The sequence below is a fragment of the Prochlorococcus marinus CUG1417 genome, assembly GCF_017695975.1.
In the GTDB taxonomy this organism is placed as follows: Bacteria; Cyanobacteriota; Cyanobacteriia; order PCC-6307; family Cyanobiaceae; genus Prochlorococcus_A; species Prochlorococcus_A marinus_AG.
The window spans coordinates 623,113-647,539 of sequence record NZ_JAAORN010000001.1 but is presented as its reverse complement, the minus strand read 5'-3'; the positions used below and the strand labels follow the sequence as shown (position 1 = coordinate 647,539).

Genomic DNA, 24,427 nt, shown 5'->3' with positions numbered 1-24,427 from the left:
GTATAACTTCTACTGCAAAACAGAAATCAGTTCAAAACGAAGAGGATTTGATTTCTGAAATAAAGGAGCTTTGCAAAAAGGCGAATGCCATTATTCTTGCGCACTATTATCAAGCTCCAGAGATTCAGGAAATTGCAGATTTCATTGGAGATTCATTAGATCTATCTAGGAAAGCTGCCAATAATGATGCAGATATAATAATTTTTTGCGGAGTTCACTTTATGGCCGAAACCGCAAAAATACTTAGCCCTAATAAAACAGTCCTTTTACCTGATATTGAAGCAGGATGCTCATTAGCAGACGATTGTCCCTCAGATAAATTTCAAAAATTTAGGGAAGAAAATCCAGATCACTATGTCGTAAGTTATATAAATTGTACTGCAGAAGTAAAAGCGCAAAGTGATCTGATATGTACAAGCAGTAATGCAGTCTCATTAGTAAAAAAAATACCTGAAGATAAAAAAATAATTTTTGCTCCAGATCAGAACCTTGGGAGATGGGTGCAAAAGAATTCAGGAAGAGATCTTAAATTATGGCCTGGCAGCTGCATTGTTCATGAATCATTTAGTGAAGAAGCACTTCTAAAATTAAAATATCAAAATCCAGGATCTAAAGTCATTGCTCATCCTGAATGTAGTCAAAATTTACTAATTCTCTCAGACTTTATTGGATCAACGAGTAAACTACTTGATTTCGTCAGTAAAGATCCATCTAAAACTTACATGGTATTAACTGAACCTGGAATAATACATCAAATGAAGAAGAAAGAACCTAACAAAATTTTTATTGAAGTCCCAGATATTGAAGGTTGTAAATGTAACGAGTGTCCATATATGAAATTAAATACTTTAGAAAAAATTCTTGATTGTTTGAAAAATAATTCCCCGTCTATCGAACTTGACCCAGAAATAATAAGAAAAGCCTACGTACCAATAAAGAGAATGCTGGATATGAGTAATTAATTAAAAGCAAATACCTGACCTTTATTATTGATTTTTAGGAATGCATTAAGGTTTTTAGTATTAGGTTTAAATTCACTTATCTTTTTCTTTCTATTAATTATATTTATTAGCTCTTTTTCACCAGCTCTATATTGTTTATCTTTTCTAGTTCCAATCTCTCTTTGGAGAATAGGGTTGATATTCATTTTTACTTCTATATCGGGAATAATTCCAAATTTGTTTATGTCAGTGCCATTAGGAGTTAAATACTTAGCGACTGTAACAGTTAACCCTGAACCATCAACTAATGTTCTCATAGATTGAACTAAACCTTTACCAAACGTTTTCTTGCCAACTAATTTTCCTCTTTTGTTATCTTTTATTGCACCAGAAACTATTTCACTAGCACTAGCAGAACCCTCATTAACTAAGACAATTAAGGGTTTTTTTGTAAGAGCTTGACCGTTACCTCTTTTTGTTTCTTTTAAACCATCTTTACTTACTGTACTTACTATTACGCCTTCGTTAATGAAGTGCCTTGAGATATCAATGCTTGATTCTAATAAACCTCCAGGATTACTTCTCAAGTCAAGAACATATCCTGAAACTTTTTTTGTTTCTAGATCCTTAATAGCATCTCTCGTCTCTTTTGATGCATTTGCATTAAATTGTTTAATTCTTACATAGCCAATTAATAGGCCGTTTTTGGTTTGATTGACTTTACTAGATACAGATTTTATCTCAATCTTTTCTCTAGATAAAATCTTAAAAAAGGATCTAGAACCTCTAAGAATTTCAAGCTTAACTTTAGTGCCTTTTTGTCCTCTTATTAATTTCACAGCCTCCTCTATATTCATACCTTCAGTAGAAATATCATCTATAGATAATATTTTATCTTTAGCTTTAATTCCAGCATCAAATGCAGGTGTACCCTCTATAGGAGAAATAATTATTAAATCATCAGATTCTTCATCTTTAACTATTTGGATACCAACTCCAGTTAATTCACCAGAAGTATCGATTCTCATTTGATTAAGTTCCTTAGGTTCTAAAAATCTTGTGTAAGAGTCATCCAAGTTAGAAAGCATATCTCTAATCGCATCATATGCTTCACTACTATCTAAATATGTTTTTGATAAAACTTCTTTTCTTAGATTGATCCAATTAGACTTTTGAAATTTTCCGCTTGAATCAAGAAAGTCCCTATATACAATTTGCCAAACATGATCAATTACTTCTTTATAACTATTATTTAAAACTGTTGCTTCTGCAAAATTATTTAAAAATAACCCAGAAAAGGTTGTCGCAAAGAGAATTATAAATTTTTTTTTAAGCAATTTTCTTATTTTCAAAAAATTCATTTTTTTATATTATAAAAAGAATTTATTTATAATTTCAAAACTTTGACAAATACTTAAGGATCAATCCACTTCCCATCATCCTTAATAAGTTGGATTAAGGCATTAACCCCCTCATCTTCGGGTACTCTTTTTATCTCTTCTTTCCTTCTATATAAGGCAATAGTTCCTTTACCTTTACCAACATAACCATAATCAGCGTCTGCCATTTCTCCTGGCCCATTAACGATACATCCCATAATTGCTATGTCTAGCCCCGTCAAATGTGAAGTAGCGTTCCTAACTTTATCTACAACTTCTTCTAAATTGAAAAGTGTTCTCCCACAACTAGGACAACTTATGTATTCAACCATTGTTTTTCTTAATCCTAAAGATTGCAAAATTGAATAGCACACTGGTATTTCCTTTTCTGGGGCTTCTGTTAAAGAAACCCTAATGGTATCTCCTAATCCCTCTGCTAAAAGAGTTCCAATCCCAGCAGTACTTTTAATCCTTCCATAATCACCATCTCCAGCTTCAGTCACTCCTAAATGCAAGGGATAGTTATACCCTTCTGAGTCAAGTCTATCTGCAATCATTCTGTAAGCTGCCATCATGACAGGTGCCCTTGAAGCTTTCATAGAAATAATTATGTTATGAAAATCAAGCTCATCACAAATTTTGACGAACTCCATCGCAGATTCTGTCATTCCTAATGGAGTATCTCCATAAGTAAAAAGCATCCTCTCAGATAGAGATCCATGATTAACTCCAATTCTTAGAGCTTTGTTTTCAGCCTTTAAAACTTCAACTAAAGGGGTAAATCTTTTAAGTATTGTTTGTTTAATAGTTTCAAATTCCTCATCTGTATATTCAGTTCTTGTAGGGTCTGATTTTTCAAAAACAAACAATCCAGGATTAATTCTTACTTTATCAACATGTTTTGCAACCTCCATTGCAATTTTCATACCATTATGGTGAACATCAGCTACCAAAGGGGTATTTATATTATTTTCTAATAATTTTGCTTTAATATCTCCTACTGCTTTTGCGTGCGCTAAGGAAGGGACCGTTAATCTCACTATTTCACAACCTACATCATGAAGTCTTTTGATTGCTAAGTAGGCATTTTCGACATCCATCGTATCTTCATTTATCATCGATTGAACTCTTACTGGATAATCACTTCCAATAGCTACATCACCAACCATTACAGTTCTAGTTATCCTTCTCTCAATATGAGTTGAATATCTTTTGGAGAGACTATTAACCTCTTTTGATTGAGTTAATGACATTAAAATTCTTAATATTCAAAAAGGATTCTTTAAATTATAAGGCATATAGTTTACTACTTACATTCTCTAAGTCTTTCAAAGTTAAATGGTAAGGTTTATTGATTTCTTTTGAAGGAAATCTCAACAAATAAGATGGATGAAAAATTACCATAATTTCTCTCCCATCTTTTTGAATCCATTGACCTCTTAAATTACTTATAGGATCTTTAATTTCTAAAATAGCTCTCATTGCAGTAGAACCAGTAAGTAATATAAATTTTGGATCAACTAGCTTTATTTGCTGTAATAACCAAGGTTTATGAATATTAATTTCTCTACTAGTGGGTTTTCTATTATTTGGTGGACGACATTTAATTACATTACAAAAATAAACATCCTTCTGATAGTCAATCCCAGCATGTATTAATAATTCGTTTAATAACTTACCAGATTTACCTACATAAGGTTTTCCTTCTAAATCTTCTTGTGCTCCAGGTGCTTCACCAATTATTACCAAATCTGCAAATACACTTCCTCTCCCAATTACTAACCTTTTCACCGAAAATAAAACTTTAAATATTTTTATCTTAAGAACTCAAAACATGAAAATAAAATAGATTAAGAAAATGAACTAAATTAAACCATTGTGTGATAGTTTTATTTATTCTTAATTTATGCATTTGTCATTATTAAAAGTCATATTTGAAAAGTCATAAGTCAATGAGTCAAGTTAATTTATCTGATCGGGCACTTTCAATTGAGCCTTCTCTTACATTGCAGATAAGTGCTAAAGCAAATCAATTATCTGCAGAAGGAGTAGATATTTGCAATTTAAGTGCAGGAGAACCTGATTTTGATGCCCCAAAAGAAGTCATAGAGGCTACAAGTAAAGCTATATTTGATGGATTTACAAAGTACGGGCCCGCAGCGGGGAATTTAGATCTCCGAAAAGCAATTGCAAATAAACTTCAAATTCAAAACGATTTAAATTATGAATTTGAAAATGTAATGGTCACAAATGGGGCTAAGCAAGCAATATATAATCTTTTCCAAGTCTTGTTAAATACTGGAGACGAAGTTATTATTCCTTCTCCATATTGGTTAAGTTATCCCCAGATGGTTAGATTGGCAGGTGGGAAGCCAATTTTTACAAATTCTTCAGCAGAAGATGGATTCAAAATAAACATAGAAGATTTGAAGTCTAAAATCTCTTCAAAAACTAAATTTATAATTATCAATTCTCCAAATAATCCTACTGGAAGAGTTATATCAAAGAAAGAATTATTACAAATTGCCGATTTAGTTAGAGAAAATCCAAATATCAATATTCTTTCTGATGAGATTTACGAACTAATCCTTAAAAAAGAATTTAAACACTACAGTTTATCTTCATTAGCAAATGACTTAAAAGATAGGATTTTTATAATAAATGGATTTGCGAAAGGATGGGCTATGACTGGCTGGAGGATAGGTTATTTAGTAGGTCCCAAAGATGTAATAAAAGCATCCTCAGCATTACAAAGTCAAAGTACAAGTAATGTTTGCTCTTTTGTTCAAAAAGGTGCTTTAGAGGCTTTAAAAATTAATAATGAGTTTTTCTCAATGATAAATAGCCATTATGATCATAGAAGAAGACTTCTTTATGAGGGCCTTAATAATATAAATGGTATTTATATTGAAGAACCTAACGGAGCATTTTACGCATTTCCAAAATTACCTAATTCCTCAATTACTTCTGTTGATTTCTGCAATAAAGCTCTTCAAGATTACGGATTAGTTGTTGTACCCGGAAAAGCTTTTGGGGCTGATCAATATATAAGAATATCTTGCGCAGCTTCAGAGGTAAAAATACATGATGGACTACAAAGGATTGAAAAAGCAATCTCTGAATACTATTAATTTAAACAAATTTATGTTTAATTTAAAAAATTTCCTAGTAAGTTCATCTCTGTTATTTTCTATTTTTTCATCACCTGTATTTTCAAATCCAAAAGTTTTAAAAGTTGGAGCAATACCTGATCAAAACCAAAATGTTTTGGACAAAAGATTTAATTTATTTTCAAAAGAATTATCCAAACAACTTGATGTAAAGGTCAAATACATTCCTGTTATTAATTATGTTGCAGCAGTAACTGGATTTAGAACTAAAGATTTAGATTTAGTTTGGTTTGGCGGTTTATCAGGAGTTCAAGCCAGACTGCAAACTCCTAATTCAATTGTCATAGCTCAAAGAGATATCGATAAGGAATTTAAAAGTGTTTTTATCGTAAACAAAAATTTAGAACTTAAACCAATTTCAAACATTAAAGGACTTAAAAAACTAAAAAATTTGAGATTTACTTTTGGCTCTGAAAACTCAACTTCTGGAAGATTAATGCCAGAATATTTTTTAAATCAAGCAGGGTTAGAAATTAAACACTTTAAAGGCAAAAAAGCTGGTTTTAGTGGGAGTCATGATGCCACTATAGCTTTAGTTAATAGTGGGGCATTTGATTCTGGAGCTTTAAATAAACAAGTTTGGGAAAACACTCTTAAAAATAATCCTAAAAGAACAAGTAATTCAGAATTATTCTGGATCACCCCAGAATATTTTGACTATCATTGGATTGCTCAAGGGGATCTTGACAATAGATTCGGGGAAGGGTTTACAAACGAACTTAAATCAGTAATTCTAAATTTAGATATAAAGCAAAAATCACATAAACAGATATTAGATATGTTCAATGCAAAAAGATTTATTAAGGCAGAAGCAAAACAATATGAAAAAATAGAGGAAATCGGGAGGAAATTAAAAAAAATTAGATGAATAATACTGTCTTAGAATTAAAAAATATATCTTATAAATACAAAAATAATCTGATCCTAAATAAAGTAAACTTAAAAATAAATTCTGGGGATAAAATTGCACTTTTAGGTAAAAGCGGCTCAGGAAAAACTACACTTATATCAGTCCTTAATGGCACTATCAAGCCAACTCAAGGTGAGGTTAAATTATTCAATAAAAGTTTCGAGGAATTAGATAGAAAGCAGAAAAGTAAAATAACAACTATATGGCAAGATTTAAGATTAATAGAAGATCTCTCTGCAGAACAAAATGTTAATTGTGGACTACTAGCGGAAAACAATTTTTATTTCGCTTTTAAAAATTTACTAAATATAAGTTCTTTTAAGAAGGCGCATAAATATATGCAATTATGTAGACTTCATAACTCTATTTACGACAAAAAAATCAGAAACCTATCTGGCGGGCAAAAACAAAGGGTGGCTGTAGCCAGATCATTAATTCAAGGATCAAATATATTACTTGCAGATGAGCCTTTTAATAATCTAGATCCCAAATTGATAACAACAATTAAAAACCTTATGCTTGAAAGTGTCGATAAAAATAATACAAAAAAATCACCAAAGACGGCATTAGTTGCATTACATCGATTAGATTTGCTGAACGATTTCGATAAAGTTATTGGAATCAGGGATGGTAAAATTTTTTTTAATATTAAAAGAAATAACTTAAAGAAGATTCATTTAGACAAAATATATTAATTAGTTGAACAAATTAAAATTAAACTATACTTCATTATCTTTTCTTCCAATTTTGGTATGCATACCTCTAGGGTATCAATTAATAAACAATATTCATTTTGGAGGATTTAAATTATTCCAAGAATTCTTAATTTCTGCATTTAATCCCAAGATAGATAATGAAATCATTATTACCGTAATTAAGCGATTAAATGAAACTATCTTAATTGGTTTTTTTAGTTGGTTAGTAAGTATTACTTTTGGAGTAATTTTTGGAATAATTTCCTCAAATATTTTTTATAAAATCTTTAATATTCCAAATTTTTTCTATCGCATAATAAGGTTTTTTCTAATAATAATTAGATCTATACACGAAGTGGTTTGGGGAATACTATTAATGCAAATATATGGAATAAATTTTTCGATAGCAATAATAGCTATATGTATACCTTATATTGCTGTAAATTCAAAAGTTTTTGCTGAACAATTAGAAACTATTGACTACAAAAGTTTTGAATCTATAAATCAAATAAATGCACCTAAATTCTCTTCTTTACTAACTTTAATATGGAATCCAATAATAAATACATTTAAAAACTTTGGTTTATATCGATTAGAGTGTTCAATAAGAAGTACTGTGATTTTAGGAATTTTTGGGATTGGAGGAATAGGTACCAGTATTTTTTTATCTTTCCAAACTTTGAATTTTAGAGAGTTATGGACTTATTTATGGTCCTTAGCAATTTTAATAATTCTTTCTGGATTAATAATTAAAAAAATAAAATTTATTACTACAAATAAAATACTATCTATTTTTTTTATTGCAGTTTTTTTTATAACAATTTTATTTTCTTTTTCATATTTTCTTTATTTTATTTTTAATTATAATTTTGAAAATTTTAATTCCATTAGTTCTCTATTTAAATCAAGTTCAGATTTAGGATTATTTGATTTCTTAAAACTTATATTAGAAACAATAATTTTAAGTTTTTTATCAACAGGAATCGCAATTAGTTTACCTCCATTAGTAATAGGAATTTTTAACAACAATACTTCTAAAATTTTTATAAAAATTTTTGCATTTTTATTACGTTTAATACCTACACCTGTGATACTTCTAACTCTATTAACTTTTAATAATCCTTCTTTATCTTTAGCAGCTTTAACATTAGGTCTCCACAACGCTGGTATTACTAGCAAATTACTTTTTACAAATCTAGATAGCCAAGACAAGAGAAATTATATTGCGATGAAATCTCTAGGAATCTCAAAAAAGACTAGTTGGCTTTTAGGTTTATTTTCTCAACAAGCAAAAAGTTACTTAGCATATTGCGCTTATAGATCTGACATCATTATTAGAGAAACTGCAATTGTTGGGGTTATTGGAAGTGTTGGTCTAGGTTGGCAATTGCAAGAATCACTAAGTTCCTTCGCATGGCAAGAAGTTACCATAGTTTTGATAGCTTATAGCTCCATCGCAATAGTTGGCGAATTAATAAATGGTAAAATCAAAAATAGTTTAACTTGATTTGTAAGAATAATTTGTTAAATCAAGTAATTATTTTTTTCCGGTTATAGTGATTAGTTTACCAAAACAACTAGTTGTAATTGGAGATAGCTCAGTTTATGGATGGGGAGATAATGAGGGAGGTGGATGGTGTGAGAGGCTTAGAAAAGATTGGTGCAATAACCACAATGGGCCAGTTATTTATCAACTTGGCGTTAGGGGGGATGGGATAGAAAAAGTTTCATCTAGATGGGAAAAAGAATGGTCATCTAGAGGAGAAACTAGAAGAAATAAACCTAAAGCAATCCTACTAAATGTAGGTCTTAACGACACTGCAGCAATTGGTCAGATAAATGGAAGACATCAATTAGATATAGATGGATTTGAATATGGATTAGAGAGGCTAATTAATGAAATGAACTCTCAAACAAATGTATTTGTTATTGGTCTGACACCAGTTGACGAAAGCAAAATGCCGTTCGCAGGATGTCTATGGTACTCAAATGATTTTTGTAATACTTATGAAAGGAGAATGGAGGAAGTATGCCTCAATCAGAATGTCCCATTTCTTCCTACTTTTAGAGAAATGTACTCTGATAAAAGGAGTAAAAATTGGATTACTCATGATGGAATTCATCTAAATTCCGAAGGTCATTTCTGGCTTTTCCAAAGACTTAAAAGCTGGGAGATTCTTACAAAATGGAAGGAATCCTAGGTCTTCCCAAATATTATTAATTTAAAAAATATGAATATAAAATAAGAGCAAAAATAGCGAAGACAGAAGCAATACTTGTCTGAATAGCATTTACCAATTCATTACTTAATTTATATTTGTTTTGGAATTTAGCACCAATAATACTTTCAGAAAGTGTTGCCAAGAATCCAGAAACCACAACAACTATAAAATGATATTTTGAGGAAATAATTGATAGACGAAGCATTATAAAAGCCATAAATATTGATCCCAAAACACTAGCTAATGTTCCTTCTATACTTATTCCTCCTTCAGTTCCTCTATCAACCTTTTTAAGTGAAGTAATTAAATATGTGTCTTTACCAAATCTTTTTCCAATTTCGCTGCCAAAAGTATCCGCCAACTTTGCAGCAAAACTTGCAGCAAAACCCACTTTAAACATCACTACGTTGGCAGCATTAAATTTGGTCATAATTGCAAGAAATAATCCTGTTGCTGCAGATCCCCATACATTCTCAGGACCTCTTCTCCCACCTCTTTTTTCAGCTATTCCTTGTTCTTTTTTAAATTTAAATCCTATTTTAGTAACGAGAGATCCAAATAATAAATAAATTACAACTGACATCCATCCCTGCCAAGACAAACATCCCCATAAAATTGTGCCTAAAATGCCTGCACTTATCCAACCACTTTTTGTCATCAAAGGAATTTTACAGAAAATAAAAATCAAAATAAAATTAATACAAAAACCTAAAAAAAATTGATTTCTAATTAAATCCATATTTATCTAATTCCTTAATTTCAAGTCTATTCTCCACTGATTTAGAATTGAGGATGCGTTAATACTAGCCGTTGAAGTTCTTAAGATAGTGTCTGAAAGTTTAACAAGGGTAATATTATTTTTATGAAAAAAATCAATTTCTTTAGAGGACCAACCTCCTTCAGGGCCAATTACATTCCAAAAAATACCTCCTTTTTTAATTACAAATTCTTGTTGTTTTCTTAACCATCGATTTAAGTCGTAACAAGTATCTTCTCTAGTTATAGAAATTGAAACCCTTTCTTGATTATCTATACTTTTTAGCCATTCAATAATATCCATACCATTTAAAATAGATGGTTTCCATAATCTCTCACTTTGCTCAACTGCTTCTTTGATAATTGAATTCCATCTCAAAAGTTTTTTAGAAAAATTTAATTTTTTGTTTATCTGTCTTTCTGAAAATAAAGGCTGTATAAAATCAATTCCTATTTCAGTACACATTTTTAAAATATCCTCAAAACCACTCTTTGGTATAACAACAGCTATTCCTAATAAGTAAATTTCTTGTTCTTGAAATAAGTAAGGTTTTTTTAATTGAATTATTTCTAAACAATCGTTTTTAACTTTTATAGCTTTCCATAATGAGCCCTTTCCGTTAGATATAAATATTTCTTTACCATTTTTTATCCTCATTACTTTATCTATATAATGAGCCTCTTCTTTAGAAAGTTCTAAATTATTATTCTTAATATTTTCAATTCTTTCATGGGAAATAATTAATCTTGTTAAGTCTTCCATCTAAACTCTTAATCTTTGAAAACTAAATCTTCATGTTCTTCAATTGCCCAATCATTATTTTCACCCCCAATAATTAACTCTTCAATTTTTACATAATTATTTGATATCTCATTCAAAGAATTAATTAATATATCTATTGCAATGGAGTCGGAAGTTCCGAAATCAACCCAACATCTACCCCACAGGTTTTGATATTCCATAATTCCCAAATTATGCATTAATGCTGGAAGAGATGAATTTTTTTGGTCATTATCGTAGGACATCCAACTGAGATCTGAACCTTCTTCATGAGTTTGCAAATTTTCAGAATTAAATCCTCCCAACCTTCCTAAAACGTACCAACTATCAAAAACACCGTCTAAATAATTTTTTTCATCTTGAGTTGGTGATTCTGAAAACTTTATCCATATCCAACAATTAAAAGGATCAACTTCTCTAAAAATAATATTCATATTGTCTAATAGCTTTTTTGATATATAGCTATTATAAGTAAGTTATCACTAGATTAAAATTCATACTCACAACTTAATTAATAATGCTTGATTTAAGAGAAATATCTTATCAACCTCAAAATGGTGAAAGAAAAATAATAGACAATCTAAATTTTAAAGTTCATGAAAATGAAATTATTTTAATTTGTGGTAATAGTGGTTCTGGGAAGACAACTCTTCTTGAAATAATAAGCGGATTAACTAATCCCCAAAAAGGGGAAATTACTTGGAAAAATAAAATTTTATCTTCTAGACAAAGAAGATGGTTTTGTGGAGTAGTATTCCAATTTCCTGAAAGATACTTTATCGGTACAACCATTGGGAAAGAATTAAAAATAGGACATAAATCTTTAAGAGATAAAAATATAGAAATAGTTTTAAGTAAAGTTGGTTTAAAAAAAATTAATCTGACCCAACCACCAGAACAACTAAGTGGTGGACAACAAAGAAGGTTAGCTGTAGCAGTTCAGCTACTTAGAAACCCGTCAATTCTTTTACTTGATGAACCAACTGCTGGATTAGATTATTCAATGAGAAATGATGTGAAGAATTTAATTCTTGATCTAAAAAATAAAAATACAATTATTATTGTTACTCATGAACCTGCCTTATTTGAGGGCATTCCGTCTAGGATATTAATACTGGAAAAAGGGAAAATCAAAAATCTTAAAAAAGAAAATCATGAAGGATAGGATAGTTCGAGCTACTGCAGCAAATGGAGGAATAAGATTAGTTGCGGTGTTAACAACTGAATCTACTCTAGAAGCAAAAAAAAGACACGGTCTTTCTTATTTAACCACCTGTATATTAGGAAGAGCATTAAGTGCTTCACTGCTTTTAGCAAGTTCAATGAAGATAATGCATGGGAGAGTAACTTTAAGAGTTACGTCTGACGGACCTTTGAATGGATTGCTGGTTGATGCAGGGCGAGACGGCAAAGTCAGAGGTTATGTAGGGAATCCCGATTTAGAATTAGATCTAGTCAAAATAGATAATAATAAATATTCTTTTGATTTCACAAAAGCGTTAGGTACTGGATACTTAAATGTTATTCGGGATAGCGGTATTGGAGAACCCTTTACAAGCACAGTTGAATTAGTAAATGGAAATATTGCAGAAGACTTAGCTTCATATTTATATCATTCAGAACAGACTCCTTCTGCTGTATTCATTGGAGAGAAAATTCAAAATAAAGGCGTTATTTGTAGTGGTGGCTTGTTAGCTCAAGTTTTACCTAAAAAAGACACTGACCCTTTACTAGTCTCACTACTTGAAGAAAGATGTAAAGAAATTAATTCTTTTAGCGAAGAACTATTCCAGTCAAAAGATAATCTTCTTTCATTAATAAGAAATATATTCCCCGATATTGACGATAAATCAATATCTGAAAAAGCTCGTTCTCAAGAAGTTAGTTTTAAATGCAAGTGTTCCAAACAAAGAAGTTTAAATGCAATGAAAATGCTTGATAAGAGCGAGTTGGAAGACATACTCAAGAAAGATGGCAAAGCAGAATTGGTTTGCGAATTTTGCAAAAATAAATATCTTATAAATTTTCAAGAAATTAAATCTATGATTGAAAATCAATCATAAGAAAATCACGCCTAGCCATAAAATAATCATGGCTGGAATACTTTGAATTTTTTGCATTGATAAAGAATTGTTTGATACTTCCTGAATTAAAGAGTTATTTTCAAGTAATCCTCCAAATATTAGTCCTATCGAAAGAAAGGTAACACTCCAACCCAGAGAGCCAATAAATCTTTTTCCCGATTTGATTTGAGTATAAGTAAGTATTAATGTTGAGATAGAAAGCAAAAGTCTATTATTAGAGTCTGGACTAATAAATAACAAAATCAAAAATAAAAGCCCTACAGATATTTTTATTGAAAGATTATCAAATGAGGGGGGGGTTATTTTGGGCAGACTATACTGATTTGAGTTATTAGAGTTATTATTTAAATTTTTTATCTTAGATAACAGTGGAAAATTGTTATTGGCAAATTGATTAATTTGTTTTTCTTTTTTTGAAGCACTCACGGCTTCATAGCTTACATTTCCTGATTGCCTAGCTTTCAAACTCCCCATAAGCAATTGATCAAAGGAGGATTCTATTTTCGCTTTCAAAATTAAATCTTCACCAGCCTCTCTCACTTTAAGGTCTCTGGCCTTCTGAATATCCTCAAAAGCGGCACCCTCATCAACACCTAAAATTTCATAAGGTGATTTTTCGCTATTGTTTTTACTACTGTTTGATTCCAAAATTTTTTTCCAATACTAACAGATTAACCAATTTTATAATTCATTAAGACTTTATAAAACAATTGGTTCGACTCCACTAACAACAGGTGCGACTTTGTTTAAAGATAATTGATTATTGTCTTCAACAAATTGATTTAGATTCCACTCATTTTTAAAAAGAATAACTGGCCTATTCCAACAATCTTTAACTATTTTACAATTAAATATTCTCCCTAGTTTTTCAATTGCTGGCCATCCATCAGAAACCCATCTAGCCAATTGATATGGCATTGATTCAAGATTTGCATCTACACCATATTCACTTTTTAACCTGTGAGTTACAACTTCTAACTGCAACTGACCAACAGCTGCGAGTATAGGATCTCTTTTGCTCTCATCAAAGTCATAAAGAATCTGAACAGCACCTTCTTCACGAAGTTCATTAACACCCTTCCTAAAGTTTTTAAATGCTGAGGGATTTGGATTTCTTAGCCAGCTGAATATTTCAGGGCTAAATGATGGTATACCTTCGTACTCCAGATATGAACCAGTATAAAGAGTATCTCCAATAGAAAACATGCCTGGATTATTCAAGCCAATAACATCTCCTGGATATGCATCATCTACTACTTCTCTATCTTGTCCAAATATTTTTTGAGGTCTTGATAATCTGATTATTTTCCCAGTTCTGGAATGCTTAACTGACATATCTTTTTCAAATTTGCCACTACAAACTCTTATAAAAGCAACCCTATCTCTGTGCTTTGGATCCATATTCGCCTGAAGCTTAAAAACAAACCCACTAAATTCATCGCTTGCAGGTTCAACATCGCCTTTATTACTATTTCTTGAAGTTGGTTTTTGAGCCATTTTTAAAAAACTATCTAAAAATGGCCTTACACCAAAATTAGTCATAGCAGATCCAAAGAAAACTGGGGTTAAAGAGCCATTAAAAACTTTTTCTTTTTCAAATTTCGATCCTGCCTCATCAAGGACCTCCAATTCTTCAAGTGAGTTTTCAAGTAAATCTCTCTCTACATATTTTGATATCTCTTTATCTTCAAGACTTAACCTTTTCTCATTCGATTGCTTTCCTCTCACGGCTTTATCAAATAAAATCACCTCTCTCGAAAATCGATCAATAACTCCTCTAAATTCTTCGCCACTCCCAATTGGCCAGTTAATAGGTAAAGTATTTAATCCAAGTTCTGATTCGATTTCATCAAGTAAAGAGAATGGCTCTCTTCCTGGTCTATCCATTTTATTTATGAAAGTAAATATTGGTATTTTTCGCATCTTGCAAACTTCAAACAATTTTCTAGTTTGAGGCTCTAATCCTTTAGCAGCATCTTCTAACATAACTGCATTATCAGCAGCAGCTAATGTTCTATAAGTATCTTCTGAGAAGTCTTGGTGACCTGGAGTATCTAATAAATTGATTACTGATCTTTCATATTCAAATTGCAATACAGTTGATGTAATAGAAATACCTCTTTGTTTCTCAAGTTCCATCCAGTCTGACGTAGCTTTTCTCTGATTACCCCTAGCCTTTACTGCTCCTGCCTGTTGAATGGCACCTCCATATAAAAGAAGTTTCTCAGTAAGAGTAGTTTTCCCAGCATCTGGATGAGAAATGATGGCAAAATTTCTTCTTTTATTTACAGCATCCAGTATTTCTTTATTATGTAAAATTTTAGTACCTAAGTTCATCTATTTAATATAAGTACCTTTTACTTAGTTCTTAAACATTACCATAAACTATTAAATATTTATCACCGTCTTCAAACACATCTAAAGAGGATAGATTATTCTTTAAAGTGAAATTTTTCAACTCTTTAAAAGTATAAGAAGCTCTCAAGGATGCATAATAATCATTAGTTAAAATCTCATTATATTTTGTTGAACATTGTGCTTTGAGTTCTAAAGCGGACTTTTCATCTAATGGCCTTTTCAAGTCCTTGTGAAAATTTATAGTGATACTACTAGACAAACTTCTTATGGTGTTGAAGAAATCTTCAAGATTGGTAATGTGATGGATCAAGCTATTACTTACGAGTAAACTAATGCCTTTTTTAAGTAAAAAATTATTAGATTTAATGTCTTTTATATCAGAACAAATGTAACGTAAATTTTCTAGTTTTTTTTTATTATTAGAGATATTTTTATTATATTCTGCTCTCAAAATCATCTCTTTTGAACCATCTATTCCAACTACTTCAGTATTAGGCCATTTTATTGCTAACTTCTCAGAAATATTTCCTGGGCCGCATCCTAAATCAACTATTAAATCACTTTCACCTAAAGAAATATTTTTTCTCAAAAGATAATGATTTATTTGATTAATGAGATTAACTTCCCCTTCTGAAAAATCAGCTTCATCATAAGAAATGACCTGTTCTTTTTCTTCCATCAATTCAGGTTCAGGTATTCTTTCCATATCCTTTCTTGAAAAAAAGAATTACATATTAAACATAATTCTACACAAACCGTTAAATAGTGGTAAGAATAGTTGCAGACGCCACAGGTAGAGTTATTCTTCCAGTACGGGTTATTTACATAGTTTTTTTATCGTGACTGTTGCACCAAATAAAGCTTCTTCAGAGAGCAATTCCAATAATCTTAAAAAAGATGATTTTCCAAAGACTGCGCCAGCTGCTTATCCTGTTTTTTTCAGATCTTACAGCAGGAAAACCACCTCTGGGAAAAGGGAGAACTGGAGTGAAGTAGGCGAAAGAAATTTATCGGGATTAAAAGAATTAGGAAAACTTTCTGATGAAGAATTGATCCTAATGAGAGAAATGCAAAGTAACCAAAAAGCCCAGCCTTCAGGGAGATGGTTATGGATTGGAGGAACTCCTTGGATTAATAAAAACCAAAATTTCTCTGGGGCATACAACTGTACTTCAACAAACTTGATTGATTGGGAAGCCTTTGCTTTGATGATGGACTTAGCAATGATGGGCTGTGGAACAGGTGCAATAATTGAGCCTCATTTTATAAATAAACTACCTACGGTAATAAACAAAATAAATATTAAATCAGTTAGTGAAGTTGGAATAACTCCTAAAGATAAAAGAGTAGAAGAATCATCATTAGAAATCAAAGGAAAAGATCTTCATATTAAAGTGGGAGATAGCAGAAGAGGGTGGGTAGATAGCTATAAATATCTTCTTGAAGCATCAAGTAACCAAAGTCTTGAAAGCGAAATTGATGTTTATATTAATTTGGAAGATATTAGGCCTGCTGGAGAATCATTAAAAGGTTTTGGTGGGATGGCAAATCCCATCAAATTGAAAGATCTCTACTCAAGAGTCGCATCACTTCTTGGAAAGGCAATCGGCAGGAAATTAAGTACAGTAGAGTGTTGTTTATTAATTGATGAAGCTGCAGTAACCATAGTTGCCGGGAATATAAGAAGAAGTGCTGGAATGAGACAGTTTGCTTCAGATGATAAGGAAGCAGCATCGGCAAAAGAAAATTTATGGAGTCAAGATGAGAACGGCAATTGGAGAATAGATCCTGAAAAAGATGCCCTAAGGATGGCAAATCATACCAGGGTTTACCATACAAAACCGACTTACCAAACTGTTTTGGATGCTGTAACAAAACAATTCCATTCAGGTGAGGGAGCTATTCAATTTGCACCCGAAGCAATCGCAAGGTCAAATGCAGATATTCTCAAAGATGATGAATTGAGAAAGGAATTTATTGAAATCTACTCAGAACAAGGTAAAGATGAAGCGAGAAATTGGATAAATAGTAGTTATGGTCCTTTTTCCAAAGAAGAGCTAGATCACAGGATGAGCAGATATGGACTAAACCCTTGCGGCGAGATCTTAGGAAATGATTTTCATTGCAATTTGGCTGAGGTTCATTTAAATCAGATTGATCCTGAAAATTTTGAAGATCAAAAAAAGGCTTTTAAAGCTGCAGCTCTTTCGGTAGCATGCTTACTCAATCATGAGTTTGAAGTTGAGCGTTACAGAAAAAGTAGGGAATATGATCCTATTGTAGGGGTAAGTTTCACTGGGTTATTTGATTTCTGCGTCCATGCGTTTGGGACACCATGGTTGAAGTGGTGGGAAGCAGGAAGACCAAATAGCGAAGAAGGAAAGGCTTTCAAAGAGAAGGAAGCTAAATTCTTAAATTCTTGGAGAGAGATAGTAAAAGAAACTGTTTGGGAATATTGTGATAAGCATAATCTAAGAAGACCAAATCGATGCACAACAGTTCAGCCTGCTGGGACTAAAAGTCTTCTTACTGGAGCAGCTCCAGGATGGCATCCTCCAAAGGCTCAAAGATTCATAAGAAGAATAACTTTCAGGAAAAATGATCCAATCGCTTTAGCTTGCATGGATTATGGTTACTCAGTTGTTCCATCTCAGTCTGATAAAGATGAAAATGGCTGCTTGCTCGATAATCCATTTGATCCAAGATGCACAGAATGGTTAGTTGAAATCCCTACAGAAGTTAGTTGGGCGAATATAGACGGCGCAGACCAAATAGACATTAATAATTTCTCAGCATTAGCTCAATTTGATTTTTACATGCAAGTGCAGAAATTTTACACAGAGCATAATACCTCTGCAACTATAGAATTCAGAGAAAATGAAATCGAAGGTTTAGCTAAGGCTATTCATAATGCAATAGAAAATAATGAGGGATATATTTCAGCGGCATTGCTAGCTCGATTTAGTGCCAATGCTACTTTTCCGAGATTACCCTTTGAACCAATAAGTAAAGAGGAATATATATTATTGCAAAATAAAGTAATAGAAAGGAAAGTTAACAACGATTTCTTTGACGCTCTTAATAAATATGATGTTGGAGAACTATCTGAAGCAGGACCAGCAGGTTGTGATTCAGATAAGTGTTTACTTCCTTTGGCTAAACCAAAAGATTAAATTTTGAATTATTTGTAAATAAAAAATATAAATTAGTTTTTAATAATTTAATTTATGGCTACCTCTTAAATAGGGACATAAATTTTTTATGACATTAAGTTTAAATATTGGGAACTTATTTAATGATTCCTCTAGTCATGCATTAGTTGATGAGCTAAGAAAAAGAACATCAGAAGAGGCTATCTTAGATTTTGAGGAAAAATTTAACTCCAAAAACGAAAAAAATCTACATGTTTATATATGTAGATTTCTGAAAAACAGATCAATATCCAGAGGGCTAGCCTCTAAATGGTTAATAACCATAATTAAAAACAAAGAATCAAAAATTGAAGCTTTGCAAAAATTAATTAATTAGGTCAGCCCTGATAGTTTCCATAGGGCAATTCCAAAAATTGAGAATCCCATAATAAAAGTAAAAGCCAAAGCATTTACCAATTGAACCTTATCATTCATTCTGTTTGCGAATGGTAGTAATTGAGCAAATAATGGAGTCTCTTCAACTATTGCAGATTTTTTTACTGTAGGTTTTTTGCTTCTAGAAAACATAAAACAAATTTTATAATCTAAAGAATTTTACATTTAAAAGTTCATTAAATAAAAAATACTTCTCAAAAACGCACAAAATGTAACCTGCAAGAAACTACATAAAGAAAAACATAAATATCTTTAGTAGGAAACTATTTCGTTTTAAATTATTAAGTTAATTTATCAAAGACCTAGACAAATAATTTTCTTGAATGTTAGTATTAAATTGTAGCAACCGCTACCAAAACGTTCAACTTGCGTATAGCAAGCCGCAAATCGACTTAAGCCATGGAACGGGGACTTAAGCGAAACCGGAGCTTAAAGATGACTCTAATTTACAGAGGACAAAAGTACGTCCAGAACAAAGAAGCAGCTAAAAAGCAGCACAACGAACTTACTTATAGAGGAAAAGCCTACACAAGTTAGTTCATTTATGTAATTACAAAAGAACCACTTTTAGTGGTTTTTTTTTGTCTAAACTTAATCTAAAAAATTACTTAATACTTCTAATAAGTATTAAAGTAATGTGATTTAATTGCGTTTATAGATCTCATAACCATGGCAGACCAGAAACCTTTATTTAAAGCGCCTTATGACATAAAAGACGTAAGTGCTCTTTTTGCCATTGTTGCCTTCGTCTTAATAATAGCTGCCATAGTCGGTAACAACTTATTTGGTTTATTTCAACAAAATGTCAACTTTGGATTATTCTTTTTGGGTGCAAAATAGATTTGACTGATATTAAACATGTTTTTACCCTATTTTGCCTTTTTAGTTTTTAAGATATATGAAATTCAAATTTTAATAAAATGATTGAAAAAAAAGAAGACAATATTCGAAGCGAAAGCTATTACCCAGATAGTAATTATTTTCTTGATCAGGATAATGCCCCTGCAGAAACCATATTTTCAGAAGGTCAAATATCTAATACTTCTAAATTTGAATGGCCAAATAGCTATTGGTTTATTGCAGAGAGAACAAATGGAAGGCTGGCAATGATCGGCTTCATGGCTGTTATTATTAATTACAGCTTATTTGGATGGATAGCATATCCAATCCTTTAAATGAGTAATTCAAATTTTGATGAAAACGGTGTAGACGATTCTGGAATACATTGGCTTCAATATGCTGCTTTCGTTGTAGCTGCATTTGCTATTTATTTTGGCTGGGCATTTTTTAATGATGCTGGTTTTCATCATTTCTCTGTAAAAATATTCAAGTTCTGGAATTGCAATGGATATAACGCTTTAAGTTATTGCGTAATGCGTTGGAGAGTTGACTTTTATCCTTAAAAATAACTTCTAAAAATGCTAGTCTTCTTCCAACCTTCTTCTAATAGCTGTTTATATTCTTTTCTTGCATTTTCTATTGTCTCTACTCTGCTACCTTTCATTACTGCTTTACTTGATCTTTTATAGACACAACCATAAGAAATCATCATTACATCAATGTTTAGCGAAGGACTAGAAACATTTTCAAATGGTTCAAAGACTTTTATTCTTGATCTGTCCTTATTAATTAAAGTAAATTTGTACATATTCAAAATTTTAGAAAAATTTTCACTAAATTACATTACTTATTGCAGATAGATAAATCATCTAAAACTCTTACAAGTGTTCATTCTTTTTAAATAATGAATGTCTTGACCAGATTAGCTTTATGCACCATTAATTAAGAAATTAACTCCAAATAAAAGTAAATTGAGTGTTGAAATTTCTTGGATTTGAATTTTTGAAAGATATTAGAAATTAAAAGAATAAATTAACTCTAAAATTCATAATCTAGATTTTGATGTTTCTACATCCTTAAAATGATTATCTATTGCAGCAGAATATATGGAGGGATTTTTATTACCCCTCACATAAATCGCATCAAATTCACTCATCCTAAATGTCCCTTTCTCAATCCAGTTTCTCCTAGTACTTTGATTCGAAAACTTAGCGCATTTGTAATTATATCTATCTAAAAAGTCGTGCATTTCTGGGAAGTAAGAGTGCTGTATATATTCTTTGTTTAAATCTGTTTCAAAAATTATTGCTTCAGGAATTTGGTTCTCCAAGATATTCTGCATTCCTTTTAAAACATTTAATTCATAACCTTCAACATCAATTTTTATAATTAAAGATGGATTATCTAATAATTTATCTTTAACAAAATCATCGATCTTGATTAATTTTATTTCTTCTTCAATGCCAGATGCTTTTTTATTAAATTCATTGTTTGGGATAGAATGCCATTTGGCTCGATGGGCATGATAGATAATAGTTTTTTGATTCTGATCACTAGCACCCAACAGAAATGGATAAGCATTTATATTTTTCAAATTTTCAAGATTTTTTTCAAGTATTTTAAAATTACTCCTGATTGGTTCTAAAGCATATAATGTAAGATCTAAATTATTATCTTTACAAAATTTGTCTAAAAATCTTGGAGCATAGGTTCCATCATTTGCTCCAATATCAAGGAATACTATCTTTTGATTAATTTTTTTCTTTTTTTTAGAATTTATAAACAAATCATCTCCTAAATTAAATTTTGATAGATTCGAGAGAAGAAATGCCCATTCTATTGGATTTCTATTTATCTCAACCTTTATCTTAAAAAACCTCATTAATAAACTCTTAATCAAAAGAGAGCAATAAAATAGTGGCCTTTTAGTAGCTCTTAAAAACTTTGAAAATATATTTTTTTTAATAAAACTCATAAATTAAAGATTTTTGTTATTACTATAATTTACTACTTTGCTTTTCACCTTAAAAAGCTAATCAAAAAATAAAAAAAAAAATAAATAAATACCTTACTTAAGGCTTTTAATTTATTAAAAGAATTTCCTCCTTTCGAGAGGTGTTCAAGTGGTTTAAGGTTCTAGTCTTGAAAATTTGATTTATGTTTAGTTATGGCAATAGCTTTCATATCTAACTTCACATGCGTTTCCGAACTTTTTCCGAAAAAATCAACCACCTTTTGTTATAATTAGGAAGCTAAAATTTAATATTTCTCTCCTGGAGGGGTGGTCGAGTGGTTTAAGGCTCTAGTCTTGAAAACTAGCGTGTCTGCAAGGGCACCGTGGGTTCGAATCCCACCCCCTCCGTTTTTAGAAAGAAGTCACATATCGTCATAAGCCTTCATACGCTTTCAGAATTATTTTAATACTAGATATAAAGCAGAATTTGCAAAATAAATGATTCTTAGCCTAGTCATAACTCATCATTTAACTTCATACATCGTCAATAAATTGTTGGCAGATTTGTTGGCAGATTTAACAATCGATTTCAGATTTTTGCTGTCATAGGTTGTCATAGCTCGTCATTTTGACTTGAAAATAATCCCACCCCCTCCGTTGTCTAAAACTAACTTATTTACAATTATTCTTAAGTTAGTTTTTTTTCATATTATATTTTTTTTTACAAGGTTTCGAAAAGTTTTTCATTACTAAAGTAAAAGATTTGGCTTAACTAGGGGCTCTTCCATGAAAATATCAAGGTTGACAGTCAATCTAAAATAAGCTCCTATAAAATTATTTTTATCGTATATAAAAAAATATTCAAAATGGCTACCAGATTAAACAAATATTTAAGTCAAGTCGGTTACTGTTCTAGAAGAGTGGCAGATAGACTAATTGAGGAAGGGAAAGTTACCATTAATGGTAAAATTTCCAGAATAGGTGCCAAGCTAGAGGAAGGGGATCAAGTTAAAGTAGAAGGTCAAAGAATAGATAAATCAACAAAACAAAAGAAAATTTACTTAGCCTTTAATAAACCTGTTGGAATTGTATGCACAACCAATAGAAAAGTAGAGCCCGCTAATATTATAGACTTTATTAATTATCCAAAAAGAATATTTCCTATCGGAAGATTGGATAAGCCAAGTGAGGGCCTAATTTTTTTAACTAATGATGGAGATATTGTAAATAAAATACTAAGAGCTAGAAATAATCATGAAAAAGAATACATCGTAAGCGTTAATCGTGTTATTGATAGGGACTTTATTCAAAGTATGCGCAATGGTGTTGAGATTTTAGACACCGTAACTAGGCGTTGTTTCGTAAAGCAATTGGGGGGGAAAAAATTTAAGATCATACTAACTCAAGGACTTAACCGTCAGATTAGACGTATGTGTGAGGCATTAGGTTACAGAGTGCAATCACTAAAACGTGTGAGAATTATGAATATTAATTTAGACATACCCACAGGAAAATATCGTGAATTTACCAAAGAAGAACTTTTAGAATTAAATGAATTACTAGAAAATTCTTTTAAAACATTTGACTAATCAAAAATCTAAAGATTAAAAAATTAAATTTAATGCTTTTTATCCGATTTACTCGACTATTATCAAAATTTAAAGTTGCTCACTGTTTTAATTAAACCTCATCAGATCAATTTTTATAAAATGGGAAAACTATTTTAGAAACTAGCTTGCATGAGGGGTAACATGAGTATGAAAACACTTCCTCCTATCAAAAGAAAATTTAGAAAAAATATAAAAAAAAACTATCAACATTTTTTTTGTTTTTGTTAAAATATGTTTTTGTCTTAGAAATGAGTAAAGGATTTGCGACAGAAACATCAGCTCCAAAAAAGAAAAAAACTTTAAACTCCAGAAATGAAGCTCAAGGAAGATTAATATCTTGGTCTCCATGGCCACCTGCTAATTTTCAAACAAGATATCCTGCTTTCCCTTTTGTTGTTACTATTTTAATTATAGTAATAGGCCAATGGTATTTTTCTCTACTAAATTAACCTGAAAAAGTTTTTATATTTAAACTTTAGATGAATTGAGTTTAAGAATTAATTTTGTTTTTTTCAATTTTATTATTAGCCCATCTTCAGGCGGCAATCATCCCAATAATATTAGGAATTAGATCAATCGATAAATTCAAACATATAATCAACTATAAATTAATACCTTTAGGTTTTATTTTTCTTGGATTAGCATCCATTTCGGAAATGATTGATCATACAAATACATCTTGGATTTATGTAGATCATTCCTCTTTATTTAATTGGTTATTTTATTCTTTCCTATCTTTGGGTCTATCATGTTTATCAATATCAGTTATAAAAAATAAATTTATTCAAACAACTAACTTTTGTATTTCTTTATTTTCAATAATCTCATATTCTTTATTTGATAAAACTATTGCTCTTCTTTTTCAAGTAATAATAAGTATCTTTCTAATAACAAATTGGCAAAGAGTTTTTAAAGATTGGATGTTTGTGCTTTACCCAATATTTGGGATTTTTTTTACGACTTTATTTGGAACAAATCTATCAATTAGTGGCGATCAATTTTGGCATGTTTTAATAGGCCCTTCTGGAACAATTAGCGTTATTAGCTTTTACTTAGTCTTAAAAAGATCGGACAAAAAATTTACTTAAGATTCCCATGAAAATATTTATATTTACAAGTTTTATATTGTGCTTAGTCACA

29 protein-coding genes and 1 tRNA gene are annotated in these 24,427 nt (G+C 30.9%); 18 read left to right on the top strand and 12 right to left on the bottom strand.

What is annotated here, in order from left to right; translation table 11 throughout:
• Window positions 1–2 precede the first annotated feature (2 nt).
• On the top strand, window positions 3–962 hold the full coding sequence (gene nadA / locus HA140_RS03620; RefSeq protein WP_209040233.1) for a quinolinate synthase NadA: 960 nt from the start codon (window positions 3–5) through the stop codon (window positions 960–962).
• On the opposite strand, the gene HA140_RS03615 is transcribed toward nadA, so the two are convergent.
• From HA140_RS03615 to HA140_RS03605, 3 genes are all read right to left on the bottom strand, one after another.
• Entirely contained in the window at window positions 959–2,293 is a 1,335-nt protein-coding gene (locus HA140_RS03615; protein ID WP_209039771.1) for a S41 family peptidase, read from the bottom strand. The two genes, nadA and HA140_RS03615, sit on opposite strands and share 4 nt — an antisense overlap.
• A gap of 62 nt (window positions 2,294–2,355) precedes the next feature.
• Complete coding sequence (gene ispG, locus HA140_RS03610; protein ID WP_025890605.1) at window positions 2,356–3,573, bottom strand: (E)-4-hydroxy-3-methylbut-2-enyl-diphosphate synthase; 1,218 nt, start codon at window positions 3,571–3,573, stop codon at window positions 2,356–2,358.
• 34 nt (window positions 3,574–3,607) lie between these two features.
• A complete protein-coding gene (locus HA140_RS03605; protein ID WP_209039770.1) occupies window positions 3,608–4,111 on the bottom strand; it encodes a uracil-DNA glycosylase in 504 nt (167 codons plus the stop codon).
• Window positions 4,112–4,272: 161 nt separating this feature from the next.
• On the opposite strand from HA140_RS03605, the gene HA140_RS03600 reads away from it, so the two are divergent.
• The 5 genes from HA140_RS03600 to HA140_RS03580 are packed head-to-tail and all read left to right on the top strand — an operon-like array spanning window position 4,273 to window position 9,296.
• Complete coding sequence (locus HA140_RS03600; RefSeq protein ID WP_209039769.1) at window positions 4,273–5,451, top strand: pyridoxal phosphate-dependent aminotransferase; 1,179 nt, start codon at window positions 4,273–4,275, stop codon at window positions 5,449–5,451.
• 13 nt (window positions 5,452–5,464) lie between these two features.
• Window positions 5,465–6,358, top strand: a complete 894-nt coding sequence (locus HA140_RS03595) for a putative selenate ABC transporter substrate-binding protein (RefSeq protein WP_209039768.1) — start codon at window positions 5,465–5,467, stop codon at window positions 6,356–6,358.
• Complete coding sequence (locus HA140_RS03590) at window positions 6,355–7,095, top strand: ATP-binding cassette domain-containing protein (protein WP_209039767.1); 741 nt, start codon at window positions 6,355–6,357, stop codon at window positions 7,093–7,095. The genes HA140_RS03595 and HA140_RS03590 overlap by 4 nt, the downstream gene beginning before the upstream one ends.
• 4 nt (window positions 7,096–7,099) lie before the next feature.
• Window positions 7,100–8,602, top strand: coding sequence for a phosphonate ABC transporter (locus HA140_RS03585; protein ID WP_245156185.1), 1,503 nt, complete (start codon window positions 7,100–7,102; stop codon window positions 8,600–8,602).
• 49 nt (window positions 8,603–8,651) lie between these two features.
• On the top strand, window positions 8,652–9,296 hold the full coding sequence (locus HA140_RS03580; RefSeq protein ID WP_209039766.1) for a GDSL-type esterase/lipase family protein: 645 nt from the start codon (window positions 8,652–8,654) through the stop codon (window positions 9,294–9,296).
• Between the two features lie 16 nt (window positions 9,297–9,312).
• On the opposite strand, the gene HA140_RS03575 is transcribed toward HA140_RS03580, so the two are convergent.
• Genes HA140_RS03575 through HA140_RS03565 form a run of 3 tightly spaced genes read right to left on the bottom strand, consistent with a single transcriptional unit; the run spans window position 9,313 to window position 11,288 of the window.
• Window positions 9,313–10,056, bottom strand: coding sequence for a TIGR00297 family protein (locus tag HA140_RS03575; RefSeq protein WP_209039765.1), 744 nt, complete (start codon window positions 10,054–10,056; stop codon window positions 9,313–9,315).
• A gap of 6 nt (window positions 10,057–10,062) precedes the next feature.
• Window positions 10,063–10,836: a 16S rRNA (uracil(1498)-N(3))-methyltransferase gene (locus HA140_RS03570; RefSeq protein ID WP_209039764.1), complete on the bottom strand. Its 774-nt coding sequence runs from the start codon at window positions 10,834–10,836 to the stop codon at window positions 10,063–10,065.
• A gap of 8 nt (window positions 10,837–10,844) precedes the next feature.
• Window positions 10,845–11,288, bottom strand: a complete 444-nt coding sequence (locus HA140_RS03565) for a DUF3531 family protein (protein ID WP_209039763.1) — start codon at window positions 11,286–11,288, stop codon at window positions 10,845–10,847.
• Between the two features lie 83 nt (window positions 11,289–11,371).
• On the opposite strand from HA140_RS03565, the gene HA140_RS03560 reads away from it, so the two are divergent.
• Together HA140_RS03560 and hslO are read left to right on the top strand one after the other, a co-directional pair.
• The gene (locus tag HA140_RS03560) at window positions 11,372–12,019 is read left to right on the top strand and encodes an ABC transporter ATP-binding protein (RefSeq protein ID WP_209039762.1); all 648 of its coding nucleotides are present in this window, start codon (window positions 11,372–11,374) and stop codon (window positions 12,017–12,019) included.
• Window positions 12,009–12,917, top strand: coding sequence for an Hsp33 family molecular chaperone HslO (gene hslO / locus HA140_RS03555; RefSeq protein ID WP_209039761.1), 909 nt, complete (start codon window positions 12,009–12,011; stop codon window positions 12,915–12,917). Before HA140_RS03560 ends, hslO begins: the two co-directional genes overlap by 11 nt.
• On the opposite strand, the gene HA140_RS03550 is transcribed toward hslO, so the two are convergent.
• From HA140_RS03550 to HA140_RS03540, 3 genes are read right to left on the bottom strand one after another with little or no spacing between them, the layout of a single operon-like run.
• Window positions 12,912–13,586 carry a CPP1-like family protein gene (locus tag HA140_RS03550; protein ID WP_209039760.1) on the bottom strand — a complete coding sequence of 225 codons (675 nt, stop codon included), beginning with the start codon at window positions 13,584–13,586 and terminating at the stop codon, window positions 12,912–12,914. The genes hslO and HA140_RS03550 overlap by 6 nt on opposite strands.
• A 51-nt stretch (window positions 13,587–13,637) precedes the next feature.
• Window positions 13,638–15,275 (bottom strand): peptide chain release factor 3, encoded by a 1,638-nt coding sequence (locus tag HA140_RS03545; RefSeq protein ID WP_209039759.1) that lies wholly within the window; start codon window positions 15,273–15,275, stop codon window positions 13,638–13,640.
• A 31-nt stretch (window positions 15,276–15,306) separates the two neighbouring features.
• The gene (locus tag HA140_RS03540) at window positions 15,307–16,002 is read right to left on the bottom strand and encodes a class I SAM-dependent methyltransferase (protein WP_209039758.1); all 696 of its coding nucleotides are present in this window, start codon (window positions 16,000–16,002) and stop codon (window positions 15,307–15,309) included.
• 133 nt (window positions 16,003–16,135) lie between these two features.
• On the opposite strand from HA140_RS03540, the gene nrdJ reads away from it, so the two are divergent.
• Together nrdJ and HA140_RS03530 are read left to right on the top strand one after the other, a co-directional pair.
• Entirely contained in the window at window positions 16,136–18,469 is a 2,334-nt protein-coding gene (gene nrdJ, locus HA140_RS03535; protein WP_209039757.1) for a ribonucleoside-triphosphate reductase, adenosylcobalamin-dependent, read from the top strand.
• A gap of 88 nt (window positions 18,470–18,557) precedes the next feature.
• Complete coding sequence (locus HA140_RS03530) at window positions 18,558–18,824, top strand: RNA recognition motif-containing protein (protein WP_209039756.1); 267 nt, start codon at window positions 18,558–18,560, stop codon at window positions 18,822–18,824.
• Here the strand turns inward: HA140_RS03530 and HA140_RS03525 are convergent.
• Window positions 18,821–19,015, bottom strand: a complete 195-nt coding sequence (locus HA140_RS03525) for a hypothetical protein (RefSeq protein ID WP_011818162.1) — start codon at window positions 19,013–19,015, stop codon at window positions 18,821–18,823. The two genes, HA140_RS03530 and HA140_RS03525, sit on opposite strands and share 4 nt — an antisense overlap.
• A 303-nt stretch (window positions 19,016–19,318) precedes the next feature.
• Between HA140_RS03525 and HA140_RS03520 the strand changes: the two genes are divergently transcribed.
• The 4 genes from HA140_RS03520 (at window position 19,319) to HA140_RS03505 (ending at window position 20,286) form a co-directional block, all read left to right on the top strand.
• A complete protein-coding gene (locus HA140_RS03520) occupies window positions 19,319–19,420 on the top strand; it encodes a DUF4278 domain-containing protein (RefSeq protein ID WP_011862700.1) in 102 nt (33 codons plus the stop codon).
• Between the two features lie 132 nt (window positions 19,421–19,552).
• Window positions 19,553–19,723: a hypothetical protein gene (locus HA140_RS03515; RefSeq protein WP_209039755.1), complete on the top strand. Its 171-nt coding sequence runs from the start codon at window positions 19,553–19,555 to the stop codon at window positions 19,721–19,723.
• Between the two features lie 80 nt (window positions 19,724–19,803).
• Window positions 19,804–20,058, top strand: coding sequence for a high light inducible protein (locus HA140_RS03510; RefSeq protein WP_209039754.1), 255 nt, complete (start codon window positions 19,804–19,806; stop codon window positions 20,056–20,058).
• Window positions 20,059–20,286 (top strand): hypothetical protein, encoded by a 228-nt coding sequence (locus tag HA140_RS03505; RefSeq protein WP_209039753.1) that lies wholly within the window; start codon window positions 20,059–20,061, stop codon window positions 20,284–20,286.
• Here the strand turns inward: HA140_RS03505 and HA140_RS03500 are convergent.
• Complete coding sequence (locus HA140_RS03500; RefSeq protein WP_209039752.1) at window positions 20,283–20,531, bottom strand: DUF1651 domain-containing protein; 249 nt, start codon at window positions 20,529–20,531, stop codon at window positions 20,283–20,285. The genes HA140_RS03505 and HA140_RS03500 overlap by 4 nt on opposite strands.
• Before the next feature lie 237 nt (window positions 20,532–20,768).
• Window positions 20,769–21,605 carry an FkbM family methyltransferase gene (locus tag HA140_RS03495; RefSeq protein ID WP_209039751.1) on the bottom strand — a complete coding sequence of 279 codons (837 nt, stop codon included), beginning with the start codon at window positions 21,603–21,605 and terminating at the stop codon, window positions 20,769–20,771.
• Between the two features lie 393 nt (window positions 21,606–21,998).
• Between HA140_RS03495 and HA140_RS03490 the strand changes: the two genes are divergently transcribed.
• The 4 genes from HA140_RS03490 to HA140_RS03475 all read left to right on the top strand — a co-directional run bounded on the left by HA140_RS03490 (window position 21,999) and on the right by HA140_RS03475 (window position 24,375).
• Window positions 21,999–22,085, top strand: a tRNA-Ser gene (locus HA140_RS03490).
• Between the two features lie 458 nt (window positions 22,086–22,543).
• Window positions 22,544–23,266, top strand: a complete 723-nt coding sequence (locus tag HA140_RS03485; RefSeq protein WP_209039750.1) for a pseudouridine synthase — start codon at window positions 22,544–22,546, stop codon at window positions 23,264–23,266.
• Between the two features lie 269 nt (window positions 23,267–23,535).
• Window positions 23,536–23,736 carry a hypothetical protein gene (locus tag HA140_RS03480; RefSeq protein ID WP_209039749.1) on the top strand — a complete coding sequence of 67 codons (201 nt, stop codon included), beginning with the start codon at window positions 23,536–23,538 and terminating at the stop codon, window positions 23,734–23,736.
• Between the two features lie 54 nt (window positions 23,737–23,790).
• Window positions 23,791–24,375, top strand: coding sequence for a hypothetical protein (locus HA140_RS03475; RefSeq protein ID WP_209039748.1), 585 nt, complete (start codon window positions 23,791–23,793; stop codon window positions 24,373–24,375).
• Window positions 24,376–24,427 lie beyond the last annotated feature (52 nt).

Bases quoted from the DNA above. Each gene is read 5' to 3' on its own strand.
- ispG (WP_025890605.1), bottom strand. From the start codon at position 3,573: ATGTCATTAACTCAATCAAAAGAGGTTAATAGTCTCTCCAAAAGATAT.
- HA140_RS03600 (WP_209039769.1), top strand. From the start codon at position 4,273: ATGAGTCAAGTTAATTTATCTGATCGGGCACTTTCAATTGAGCCTTCT.
- HA140_RS03595 (WP_209039768.1), top strand. From the start codon at position 5,465: ATGTTTAATTTAAAAAATTTCCTAGTAAGTTCATCTCTGTTATTTTCT.
- HA140_RS03590 (WP_209039767.1), top strand. From the start codon at position 6,355: ATGAATAATACTGTCTTAGAATTAAAAAATATATCTTATAAATACAAA.
- HA140_RS03575 (WP_209039765.1), bottom strand. From the start codon at position 10,056: ATGGATTTAATTAGAAATCAATTTTTTTTAGGTTTTTGTATTAATTTT.
- HA140_RS03570 (WP_209039764.1), bottom strand. From the start codon at position 10,836: ATGGAAGACTTAACAAGATTAATTATTTCCCATGAAAGAATTGAAAAT.
- HA140_RS03565 (WP_209039763.1), bottom strand. From the start codon at position 11,288: ATGAATATTATTTTTAGAGAAGTTGATCCTTTTAATTGTTGGATATGG.
- HA140_RS03560 (WP_209039762.1), top strand. From the start codon at position 11,372: ATGCTTGATTTAAGAGAAATATCTTATCAACCTCAAAATGGTGAAAGA.
- hslO (WP_209039761.1), top strand. From the start codon at position 12,009: ATGAAGGATAGGATAGTTCGAGCTACTGCAGCAAATGGAGGAATAAGA.
- HA140_RS03545 (WP_209039759.1), bottom strand. From the start codon at position 15,275: ATGAACTTAGGTACTAAAATTTTACATAATAAAGAAATACTGGATGCT.
- HA140_RS03540 (WP_209039758.1), bottom strand. From the start codon at position 16,002: ATGGAAAGAATACCTGAACCTGAATTGATGGAAGAAAAAGAACAGGTC.
- HA140_RS03530 (WP_209039756.1), top strand. From the start codon at position 18,558: ATGACATTAAGTTTAAATATTGGGAACTTATTTAATGATTCCTCTAGT.
- HA140_RS03525 (WP_011818162.1), bottom strand. From the start codon at position 19,015: ATGTTTTCTAGAAGCAAAAAACCTACAGTAAAAAAATCTGCAATAGTT.
- HA140_RS03520 (WP_011862700.1), top strand. From the start codon at position 19,319: ATGACTCTAATTTACAGAGGACAAAAGTACGTCCAGAACAAAGAAGCA.
- HA140_RS03515 (WP_209039755.1), top strand. From the start codon at position 19,553: ATGGCAGACCAGAAACCTTTATTTAAAGCGCCTTATGACATAAAAGAC.
- HA140_RS03510 (WP_209039754.1), top strand. From the start codon at position 19,804: ATGATTGAAAAAAAAGAAGACAATATTCGAAGCGAAAGCTATTACCCA.
- HA140_RS03505 (WP_209039753.1), top strand. From the start codon at position 20,059: ATGAGTAATTCAAATTTTGATGAAAACGGTGTAGACGATTCTGGAATA.
- HA140_RS03500 (WP_209039752.1), bottom strand. From the start codon at position 20,531: ATGTACAAATTTACTTTAATTAATAAGGACAGATCAAGAATAAAAGTC.
- HA140_RS03495 (WP_209039751.1), bottom strand. From the start codon at position 21,605: ATGAGGTTTTTTAAGATAAAGGTTGAGATAAATAGAAATCCAATAGAA.
- HA140_RS03485 (WP_209039750.1), top strand. From the start codon at position 22,544: ATGGCTACCAGATTAAACAAATATTTAAGTCAAGTCGGTTACTGTTCT.
- HA140_RS03480 (WP_209039749.1), top strand. From the start codon at position 23,536: ATGAGTAAAGGATTTGCGACAGAAACATCAGCTCCAAAAAAGAAAAAA.